This is a genomic window from Gemmobacter sp. LW-1 (genome assembly GCF_001303875.1).
Taxonomy (GTDB): domain Bacteria; phylum Pseudomonadota; class Alphaproteobacteria; order Rhodobacterales; family Rhodobacteraceae; genus Gemmobacter; species Gemmobacter caeni.
The window spans coordinates 172168-182081 of record NZ_LJSC01000051.1; the positions used below are offsets into that span (position 1 = coordinate 172168).

The 9914-nt window shown below is 64.6% G+C and carries 9 protein-coding genes; 7 read left to right on the top strand and 2 right to left on the bottom strand.

The features are described from left to right. Window positions 1-39: 39 nt before the first annotated feature. The 7 genes from AO684_RS14860 to AO684_RS14890 all read left to right on the top strand — a co-directional run bounded on the left by AO684_RS14860 (window position 40) and on the right by AO684_RS14890 (window position 8432). On the top strand, window positions 40-717 hold the full coding sequence (locus AO684_RS14860; protein WP_054303513.1) for a response regulator transcription factor: 678 nt from the start codon (window positions 40-42) through the stop codon (window positions 715-717). A gap of 7 nt (window positions 718-724) precedes the next feature. Then, complete coding sequence (locus AO684_RS14865; RefSeq protein ID WP_054303514.1) at window positions 725-1858, top strand: FIST N-terminal domain-containing protein; 1134 nt, start codon at window positions 725-727, stop codon at window positions 1856-1858. 6 nt (window positions 1859-1864) lie between these two features. Next, window positions 1865-4084 carry a PAS-domain containing protein gene (locus tag AO684_RS14870; RefSeq protein WP_054303515.1) on the top strand — a complete coding sequence of 740 codons (2220 nt, stop codon included), beginning with the start codon at window positions 1865-1867 and terminating at the stop codon, window positions 4082-4084. A 73-nt stretch (window positions 4085-4157) separates the two neighbouring features. Then, on the top strand, window positions 4158-4679 hold the full coding sequence (locus AO684_RS14875) for a CoxG family protein (protein ID WP_054303516.1): 522 nt from the start codon (window positions 4158-4160) through the stop codon (window positions 4677-4679). 40 nt (window positions 4680-4719) lie between these two features. After that, entirely contained in the window at window positions 4720-5205 is a 486-nt protein-coding gene (locus AO684_RS14880) for a (2Fe-2S)-binding protein (RefSeq protein WP_054303517.1), read from the top strand. Window positions 5206-5263: 58 nt separating this feature from the next. Then, window positions 5264-7636: a xanthine dehydrogenase family protein molybdopterin-binding subunit gene (locus AO684_RS14885; RefSeq protein WP_054303518.1), complete on the top strand. Its 2373-nt coding sequence runs from the start codon at window positions 5264-5266 to the stop codon at window positions 7634-7636. Between the two features lie 10 nt (window positions 7637-7646). Further along, window positions 7647-8432 carry a xanthine dehydrogenase family protein subunit M gene (locus AO684_RS14890; protein WP_054303519.1) on the top strand — a complete coding sequence of 262 codons (786 nt, stop codon included), beginning with the start codon at window positions 7647-7649 and terminating at the stop codon, window positions 8430-8432. A gap of 53 nt (window positions 8433-8485) precedes the next feature. Here the strand turns inward: AO684_RS14890 and AO684_RS14895 are convergent, their stop codons facing one another. Together AO684_RS14895 and AO684_RS22380 are read right to left on the bottom strand one after the other, a co-directional pair. Continuing rightward, window positions 8486-9436 carry an ROK family protein gene (locus tag AO684_RS14895; protein ID WP_054303520.1) on the bottom strand — a complete coding sequence of 317 codons (951 nt, stop codon included), beginning with the start codon at window positions 9434-9436 and terminating at the stop codon, window positions 8486-8488. A 51-nt stretch (window positions 9437-9487) separates the two neighbouring features. After that, window positions 9488-9914, bottom strand: a 427-nt coding sequence (locus AO684_RS22380; RefSeq protein WP_235451295.1) for a family 1 glycosylhydrolase, incomplete at its 5' end; no start/stop codon positions are given.

Consider the following 9914-nt stretch of genomic DNA (forward strand, 5'->3'; position numbering starts at 1 on the left):
GCGCCGGGGTAAACTGATCGCAGGAACGGAGGTCATGCCATGGCGGAACGTGTGGTGAATACGGCGCTGATCATCGACGATCATCCTTTGTTCTGCGACGCGCTGTCGATCACATTGCGCGCCGTGGCAGGGGTGGCGCAGGTCGAAACGGTGGACCGGCTGGAAACGGCGCTGGCGCGGCTGGAACTGTCGCCGATGCCCGATATCGTCGTGCTGGATCTGAACCTGCCGGATGTGACCGGCCTTGACGGGCTGATCCGGCTGAAGGCTGCGGCGGGCTCGGCGCCCGTGCTGGTGGTGTCAAGCCTTGCCGATAACCGGGTCATCGCGGCGGTGTTTCAGGCGGGGGCGGCGGGTTTCGTGCCGAAACACGCAAGGCGCGAGGTATTTCGCGCCGCGTTCGAGGCGGTGCGGGCAGGCGGTATCTATCAGCCCGAAGGTTATGTGCCCCCCGATGACGAGGACGGGCCGGTGACATCGCGCGAACAGGCGCTGGCGCGGCTGGCGCTGCTGACCCGGCAGCAGGCAAAGATCCTCCAACTGATCTGCGAAGGGCGGCTGAACAAGCAGATCGCCTATGATTTGTCGATTGCCGAAACCACGGTGAAGGCGCATGTGACTGCCATCATGCGCAAGCTGGGGGTGCAAAGCCGCACGCAGGCCGTACTGATCGCGGGCGAGGCGAGCTTCAGCGCCATCATGCCGGAAAACGGCTGAGGCGCCGGTGCTGGGGGGGATCGGCGAGGGGCTGGTGGCGACGGCGCAGGTGCCTGCGGAAACGCCCGGCGCCGCTGCGCGTCTGGCGGCAGATCTGGGGGTGGGACCGTTCGCCTGCATCTTCCTGTTCATCTCGCCCGAGGCCGATCTGGCGGCACTGCTGGCCGAAAACGCCTTTGACGCGCCGGTGATCGGCTGCACCACGGCGGGCGAGATTTCGGCGGACGGCTATGCGGAAGGCAGTATCGTGGCCTTCGGGCTTCATGCCGAATACTTCGCCACTGACATCCTGCTGATTCCCGATCTGGCCACCATCGAACGTGACGCGCTGATCGGGCGGCTGATCCGCAGCCGGCACGGGTTGGCGGAACGCGCACCGACCTGGGAACATGAATTTGCCTTTCTCATGGTCGACGGCCTGTCCACCCGCGAAGATGAACTGACCGCCGCGCTGGCCTCGGGCCTTGGGCCGGTGCCGCTGTTTGGCGGATCGGCTGCCGACGGCACGCGCTTCCGCGAGACATTCGTGATCCACGAGGGCCGCGCGCTGCGCAATGCGGCGGTGCTTGCCATGGTGCGGTCACGCTGCCGGGTGAAGGTGTTCAACCTGGATCATCTGGTGCCGACCGAAACCCGCATGGTGGTGACCGAAGCCAATCCTGCGAACCGCACCGTGCGCTGCATCAATGCCGAACCGGCGGCACGGGAATATGCGCGGCTTTTGGGGAAAGATCCGGGCCAGCTGGATACGTTCACCTTCGCCGCCCATCCGGTAGTGGTGCGGATCGGCGGGCGGCATCATGTGCGCGCCATCCAGCGCGTCGCGCCTGACGGCGATCTGGTGTTCTTTTCCGCCATCGACGAGGGGCTCGTGCTGACGCTGGCCGAGCCGCAGGACATGGTGACCCACCTTCAGCGCGAGCTGGATGCGCTTGCCATCGGCAGCGCGCCAGCGGCCATTCTGGCCTGCGATTGCATCCTGCGCCGGATGGAGGCGATGGAGAAACAGAAATCCGGTGCATTGTCCGCCATTCTGCGCGATCATCGGGTGGTCGGTTTTTCCACCTATGGCGAGCAGCTCAATTCCATGCATGTGAACCAGACCATGACCGGCGTCGCCATCTACCCGCCGGGGGTCTGAGACGCGATGCCTGACCGGACGCCGCGGGCCGCCAGCCTGCTGAACCCCGCCGATCCGCCGGAACGTCAGCGAGAAAAGCTGATGACCATTGCCGAGGTGCTGATGCGCCGGGTCGAGCAGGTGACCGATGACAGCGGTGCCGCCTATGCCCAGTTCCAGCGTGCGGCCCTGCTGGAAGATCAGGTTCGCGCGCGTACCCGTGATCTGGAACGCGCGCTGGACCTTTTGAACCAGTCGAACGCCCGGCTGGCCGACGCCAATCACGAGGCCGAAGCCGCACGCCGAAACCTCGCCGATGCCATCGAGACGGTGCAGGAAGGCTTTGCCCTGTTCGGCCCCGACGAGGTGCTGGTCATGTGCAACTCGCGCTTCTGCATGCAGATGCTCGACCTGCGTGACCATCTGCGCCCCGGTCTTGCCTTTGACGATTATATCGACCTTGTCAGCCGCTCGCGCTTCATGGCGCTGCCCGCAGGCGAAACGCCGCAGGACTGGGCGGTGCGCCGGCGCCGGCGGCATCAGGACCGGCATGTCATCTTCAATGTGCGCCTGATCTGGGACCGCTGGTTGCAGGTGTCAGAGCACCGGACCGCCAATGGCGGCACCGTGATCCTGCAAACCGATGTGACCGATATCATCCGGCTGGAGCGCGAGGAACGCGGCAAGATGCTGGACGATCAGGCCCGCATCATCCGCGCCACGCTGGATCACATCAGCCAGGGGGTCTGCATTTTCGACAGCGCGACCCGGCTGGTGGGCTGGAACGCGCGACTGGGTGATCTGCTGGCGATTCCCGTGACGCGCTTTCGCCCGGGTGTCACCTTCGATACGCTGATGGAACGCTTTGGTGCCGAGGCGAGCTTTGGCGATGGCATGACCGCCGAGGTGCTGCGCTCCTGGGCGTCTGCGAAGCAACGCCAGACGCTGAGCTTCGAGCTGCGGCGCGGGCCGTTCATCCTTCAGGCCGATGCGCAGGAAATGCCGGATGGCGGCTTCGTGCTCAGCTTCACCGACATCACCGCCGAACGCGCGGCGCGGGCGGCGCTGGCTGCGGTGAATGAAACGCTGGAGGCGCGCGTGACCGAACGCACGCTGGAACTGGCCGATGCGCTGGCCGATGCCGAACGCGCCAATGCCAGCCGCGCGCGTTTCGTCGCGGCAGCCAGCCATGACCTGCTGCAACCCTTGTCGGCAGCCAAGCTGTTCATCGGCTCGATCCCGGCGGAGGAACTGGACCCGGCGGCGGAGGAGGCCGTGACCAAGGCCCAGAACGCGCTGGTGCAGGTAGAAGGCATCCTTGGTGCGCTGCTGGATATTTCCAAGCTGGAAAGTGGCCGTCTGGCGGTGACGCCGCGCGCGCTGACGCTGAACCGGGTGCTCGATCCGCTGCGCGAGGAATTTGCCGCCATCGCCGCCGCCAAGGGGCTGCGGCTGACCGTGATGCCCAGTTCGGCCGTTGTGGTGTCGGACCCGGCCTATCTGCGGCGCATCCTGCAAAACCTGATCGGCAACGCTGTGCGCTATACGATGCAGGGCCGGGTTCTGGTGGGCGTGCGGCGGCAGGGCGGGCTGATCCGGCTGGAGGTGCGCGATACCGGCCCCGGCATCGCGGAGGAAGATCAGGACGCCATCTTCCGCGAGTTTCACCGGCTGGATGCCCCGGCCTCTGCCTCTGAAGGCATGGGGCTGGGCCTTGCCATCGTCGAACGCGCCTGCGCGGCGCTTGGCCATCCGCTTGGCCTGCAATCCGAGCCGGGGCGTGGCAGTTGCTTCATGGTGCAGCTTGCCCGTGCCGAACCGGGAGTGGAGGCACTGCCCGCCCCGCCACGCATCGAACCTGCCGCGCGGCCCACGCCGGATCGCATTGTCTTTCTGATCGAGAACGAACCTGACCTGCGCCGTGCCCTTGGCCTGATGCTGGAAAAATGGGGCATGACGGTGCTGGACGCCGCCAATGCCGAAGAGGCCGAGGCGCTGATCGAGGAAATCGGTATCCTGCCCGACGTGTTCATCGTGGACCAGCAGCTTGGCGAGGGCCGCTCGGGCCTTGATTTCCTGCGCGAGATCCGCGCACGGCACCCGCATCTGCCGGTCAGCCTGATCACGGCGGGCCGCGAAACCGGCATCCGCCGCGCCTGCCTCGATCTGGGGGCAGAACTGTTCCTGAAACCGCTGGACCCGCGCGCGCTGGAATCCTGGCTTGCCCGACTCCCCACGGGGATGTGAGACTTACGACTATGGTTTGATAGCGGCCTGCGCCGGATTGCTGTTAGCGTAGGTCAGAACGAGGGGGATTTCCATGCAACTCACAGACCAGCGCGACATCAAGGCCGATCCGAAAACGGTATGGGACGCCATTCTGGACCCGGAGATGCTGCGTGCTGCGGTGCCGGGCTGCGAAAGCGTGACCGGCAGCGTCGCGGATGGCTATGAGGCCGTGGTGGTGCAGAAGGTCGGCCCGGTGAAGGCGAAATTCACGGGCGTCGTGACCATTTCTGACATTGTGGAAGGCGAAAGCCTGACCATCACGGGCGAGGGCAAGGGCGGTGCTGCGGGCTTTGCCAAGGGCGGCGCCAGGGTCCGGTTCGAGCCGATCCCCGAGGGCACGCGCCTGAGCTATGAGGTCGAGGCCAATGTCGGGGGCAAGCTGGCGCAGCTTGGCAGCCGCATCATCGACGGCTTTGCCAAGAAGATGGCCGATGAATTCTTCGAACGGTTCCAGCAGGCCGTCGAAGGCCCGGCAGAACCCGAGGCCGAAGCCGCCGCCGACGAGGCCGCGCCGGAACAGAAAAAGGGCTGGTTCAAGAAGCTGATCAGCTGAGAACCGCAACCCAGCACGCAATAAAGCCAGGGAGGAAGAAATGGCGAAAGTCTCGATGACGGTGAACGGCAAGTCCGTTTCCGGCGAGGTGGAAGGGCGCACGCTCCTTTCCACCTTTTTGCGCGAGGGGCTGGGGATGACCGGCACCCATGTCGGCTGCGATACCTCGCAATGCGGTGCCTGTGTCGTGCATATCGACGGCAAGGCGGTGAAAAGCTGCACCACCTTCGCGCAGGATGTGGCGGGCGCCGAAGTCAGGACCATCGAGGGCATGGCAAATGCCGACGGATCGCTGTCGACGATCCAGCAGGCGTTTCAGGATCACCACGGCCTGCAATGCGGCTTCTGCACCCCTGGCATGGTTATGAGCGCGGCGGCCCTGCTGGCCGACAACCCCAAACCGACCGAAGCAGAGGTGCGGCACCATCTTGAAGGCAATATCTGCCGCTGCACGGGCTACCACAACATCGTCAAGGCGGTGCTGGCGGCCTCGGGGCAGGATGTCGGGCAGATTGCAGCGGAATAAGCTTCAGGAACAGGGATTTGCGGTGCGTTTCTGACGTATCGCTATAAGGGAGGTATTCATGCCGAAAGACGGTGGCATCGGCGCCAGCACCAAGCGGCGCGAGGATGTGCGGTTCCTGACCGGAAAGGGCCGCTATACGGACGACATCAATATCCGCGGCCAGGCCCATGCCTGGTTTGTGCGCTCGGATGTGGCGCATGGCACGCTGAACAAGGTGGATGTGGCGGCAGCCGAGGCGATGCCCGGTGTGCTGAAGGTATTCACCGCCGCCGATTTCGCGGGTGTGGGCGGCATTCCTTGTGGCTGGCAGGTGACCGACCGTTTCGGCAAGCCGATGCTGGAGCCCAAGCACCCGGTTCTGGCCGAGGGCAAGGTGCGCCATGTCGGCGATCCGATCGCCGTTGTGGTCGCCGAGACGCTGGAACAGGCGCGCGACGCGGCAGAGGCGGTTGAGGTGGATATCACCCAACTGACCCCGGTGCTGGACATGAAGGCTGCGATTGCCGCCGATGCACCGAAGGTGCATGAAGAGATCGGCTCAAACCTCTGTTATGACTGGGGTTTTGTCGAAGAGAACAAGGCTGCGGTGGAAGAGGCGTTCAAGAACGCGGCCCATGTCACCACGCTGGAACTGGTGAACAACCGTCTGGTCGCCAACCCGATGGAACCGCGTGTCGCCGTCGGCGATTTCGACAGCGCCGGTGGCATGCACACGCTTTATACCACCTCGCAGAACCCACATGTCATCCGCCTGCTGATGGGCGCCTTCGTGCTGGGTATCCCTGAACACAAACTGCGTGTGGTGGCGCCGGATGTCGGCGGTGGTTTCGGGTCGAAGATCTATCACTATGCCGAAGAGGCTTTCGTTACTTTCGCCGCCAAGACCTTGAACCGGCCGGTGAAATGGACATCGACCCGCTCGGAGGCCTTCATTTCCGACGCGCAGGGGCGTGACCACGTGACCAAGATCGAACTGGCGCTGGACAAGGACAACAACTTTACCGCGCTGCGGACGGAAACCTACGCGAATATGGGGGCTTACCTCTCGACCTTCGCACCGTCGATCCCGACCTGGCTGCACGGCACGCTGATGGCGGGCAACTATCGCACGCCGCTGATCTATGTGAACGTGAAGGCGGTGTTCACCAATACCGTGCCGGTCGACGCCTATCGCGGCGCGGGTCGGCCCGAGGCGACCTTCCAGCTGGAACGCCTGGTTGACAAGGCCGCGCGTGAGCTGGGCGTCAGCCCTGTAGAGCTGCGTCGCCAGAACTTCATCAAGCCCGACCAGTTCCCCTATCAGACCCCGGTCGCCGTGGTCTACGATACCGGCAACTATCACGCCACGATGGATAAGCTGCTGGAAATCTCGGATTACGCGGGCTTCGAGGCGCGCGCAGCCGAGGCGAAGGCGCGGGGCAAGTGGCGCGGCTTTGGCGTAGCGCACTATATCGAAGCCTGCGGCATCGCGCCCTCGAACCTCGTGGGGCAGCTTGGCGCCCGCGCGGGGCTTTACGAAAGCGCCACGGTCCGGGTGAATGCCACCGGCTCGCTGTCGGTCTTTACCGGCTCACACAGCCACGGTCAGGGGCATGAGACCAGCTTCGCACAAGTGGTGGCCGAGATGATCGGCATTGACGCAGGCCAGATCGAGATCGTGCATGGCGATACCTCGAACACGCCGATGGGCATGGGCACCTACGGGTCGCGCAGCCTTGCGGTCGGCGGGTCGGCTATCGTCAAGGCGACGAACAAGATCATCAACAAAGCCAAGAAGATCGCGGCGCATCTTCTGGAAGCGTCTGAAGCAGACATCGAGCTGAAGGACGGCAAGTTCTCGGTCGCGGGCACCGATAAATCGGTGGACTGGTCGGGGGTGACGCTGGCCGCCTATGTGCCGCATAACTACCCGCTGGAAAGCATGGAGCCGGGGCTGGAGGAAACCGCCTTCTACGACCCGTCCAACTTCACCTACCCCTCGGGCGGCTATGGTTGCGAGGTCGAGGTCGATCCCGAAACCGGCAAGGTGGAGATCGTGGCCTTCAGCGCGGCGGACGATTTCGGCAATATCGTCAACCCGATGATCGTTGAAGGCCAGGTGCAGGGCGGGTTGGCGCAGGGCATTGGCCAGGCGCTGATGGAAAACTGCGTCTTCGATGAAAACGGCCAGCTTCTGTCGGGGTCCTTCATGGATTACGCCATGCCGCGCGCCGAGGATGTGCCGTTCTTCAAGGTGGATCACAGCTGCGTCACGCCCTGCACCCACAACCCGCTGGGGGTGAAGGGCTGCGGCGAGGCCGGGGCCATCGGCTCGCCCCCCGCCGTGGTCAATGCGGTGATCGACGCCTTCCATCGTGCCGGTCGCACCGACATCACCCATATCGACATGCCCGTTTCGCCCGCCCGTGTCTGGTCGGCGCTGAACGGCTGAGGAGGTCAGGATGTACAACTTCGAATTCGTCAAACCCTCCAGCATCGCAGAGGCGGTGAAGGCACTGGCCGAGGAGGGTGCCCAACCGCTCTCCGGTGGCCAGACCCTGATCCCGACGCTGAAACAGCGCCTGAACCAGCCCGACATGCTGGTCAGTCTTACCGGCATCGCCGAGATGAAGGGCGTCAAGGCGGAAGGCGGTGCGCTGGTGATCGGCGGGGCCACGCCGCATGCGGTGGTGGCGGCCGAGGCGGCGGCGCAGTATCCGGCACTCGCGGCGCTGGCCGGGAACATCGGTGACCCGGCGGTGCGTAACCGGGGCACCATTGGTGGCAGCCTTGCCAACAATGATCCGTCGGCCTGCTATCCGTCGGCGGCGCTTGCCTCGGGGGCAACCATTGTCACCGACCGGCGCGAGATTGCGGCGGACGATTACTTTCAGGGCATGTTCGCCACCGCGCTGGAAGAGGGGGAGATCATCACCGCCGTCCGTCTGCCGATCCCGCAGAAGGCGGCCTATGTGAAGTTCAACCAGCCGGCCTCGCGCTTTGCCCTCACAGGCGTGTTTGTCGCCAAATACGCCGATGGCGTGCGGGTGGCGATCACCGGGGCGTCGAATGACGGCGTGTTCCGCTGGACCGAGGCGGAAGAGGCGCTGAGCGCGAATTTCGCGCCCGAGGCGCTGGAGGGGCTGAGCCTGTCGGGCGACAACATGATCAGCGACCTGCATGGCACCGGCGCCTATCGCGCGCATCTGTGCAAGGTGCTGACCAGGCGCGCCGTCGCTGCGGCCTGATCTTCATAACGAAAACAAGAAAAGCCCGCCAACCGGCGGGCTTTTCTGCATTTTCAGAGGTTATCGAGGTAGACGGCGCATCCGGTCAGTGCGGCATAATCATCCTCGATCACCGAAACGGTGAAATTGGCCATGAAGCCCGCGAAACGCCCCTTGTCGCGGAAGGCTTCGGTGAAACCGAACCGCTCCAGATAGGGCTGGAAGGCACGGGCGACACCGCCGATCAGGAAAATGCCGCCGAAGGGCAGATGCACCAGTGCCAGATTGCCGATCTCGGCCCCCAGCAGGCGAACGTAAAGGCGCCCGGCAGCCTCGGCCTCCGGGTCACCTTCGGCGAGGGCCCCCATGATTTCGGCAGCGGATTTTTCGCCCGGATGACCGGCTTCGCTGCGCACGAAGGCGTAAAGCCGCTCCAGCCCGCGACCGGCCAGCACATCCTCCACCCCCGGAAAGCCGTGAGCGGTTTCCACGAAACGGGCGAGCCGCAGATCGGCCTCGGTGCGAATGGGCATGTTGATATGGCCGCATTCTGAGGCGGCGACGATGCGCACCCCGCGCGCGTCATGCACCGGCGCTGCGTTGAAGCCGGTGCCTGCACCGACCACCAGTTTCGCATCCTCTGACTGCACCGGGCCGTCGATGATGCGGGCCAGCTTGTCCTCGGCGATATGGCCAAGGGCATGGCCCTGCGCCTGAAGATCGTTCAGGATCGCGACGCGTTCCGCGCCGGTGGCACGCGTCAGCGCCGCGCCGTCTATGGTCCAGCTCAGGTTGGTCATCGTCGCGATGCCATGCTGCACCGGACCTGCCGCCGCGATGCAGGTGCCTGCGCAATCTTTCACGCCCGCATCATCCAGATAGCGACGCAGGATGGTTTCCAGCCCCGGAAACTCGGCGTTGCGGAAGCGGCGGATGCTGTCAGGCCGGATGGTCTTGCCATCCGCAAGGGCCACGCGGGTATTGGTGCCACCGATGTCGGCTACCAGCGAGAAGGGGTCACTCATGCTTTCCTCCGTTGCATAAGCGGATGCCGGGCCAGAGCAACCGTAGGGGCATCAGTTGTGTGCCAATGCCTGTGCGAGCGCGTGATAAGATGCTTTCGGGGTCCTTGCCAAGGTCTCGAAATCAACATGCACGAGGCCGAAACGCTTTTCATAGCCTTCGGCCCATTCGTAATTGTCCAGCATCGACCAGTAGAAGAACCCCTGCACATTGGCACCCGCCGCGATGGCGCGTTGTGTGGCGCGCAGATGGGCCGCGACAAAAGCCGTGCGGGTGGAATCGTCCAGCGGCTCGGCCAGTGCCATGCCGTTTTCGGTGACATAGACCGGCAGGTTGCCGACGTGATCGCGGGCGAGGCGGGTCAGGAAATGTTCCAGCCCCTCGGGGTGGATTTCCCATCCCATCTGGGTTTTCGGCAGCGGGCCTTCCACCTCGCGCGTGGCGGGCCAGGGGCCGGGGGCGGCGGCATGGATGTGGCGG

What these genes read in the sequence shown, in the direction of transcription:
- AO684_RS14860 (WP_054303513.1), top strand. Translation starts at nt 40, where the DNA reads ATGGCGGAACGTGTGGTGAATACGGCGCTGATCATCGACGATCATCCT.
- AO684_RS14870 (WP_054303515.1), top strand. Translation starts at nt 1,865, where the DNA reads ATGCCTGACCGGACGCCGCGGGCCGCCAGCCTGCTGAACCCCGCCGAT.
- AO684_RS14875 (WP_054303516.1), top strand. Translation starts at nt 4,158, where the DNA reads ATGCAACTCACAGACCAGCGCGACATCAAGGCCGATCCGAAAACGGTA.
- AO684_RS14880 (WP_054303517.1), top strand. Translation starts at nt 4,720, where the DNA reads ATGGCGAAAGTCTCGATGACGGTGAACGGCAAGTCCGTTTCCGGCGAG.
- AO684_RS14885 (WP_054303518.1), top strand. Translation starts at nt 5,264, where the DNA reads ATGCCGAAAGACGGTGGCATCGGCGCCAGCACCAAGCGGCGCGAGGAT.
- AO684_RS14890 (WP_054303519.1), top strand. Translation starts at nt 7,647, where the DNA reads ATGTACAACTTCGAATTCGTCAAACCCTCCAGCATCGCAGAGGCGGTG.
- AO684_RS14895 (WP_054303520.1), bottom strand. Translation starts at nt 9,436, where the DNA reads ATGAGTGACCCCTTCTCGCTGGTAGCCGACATCGGTGGCACCAATACC.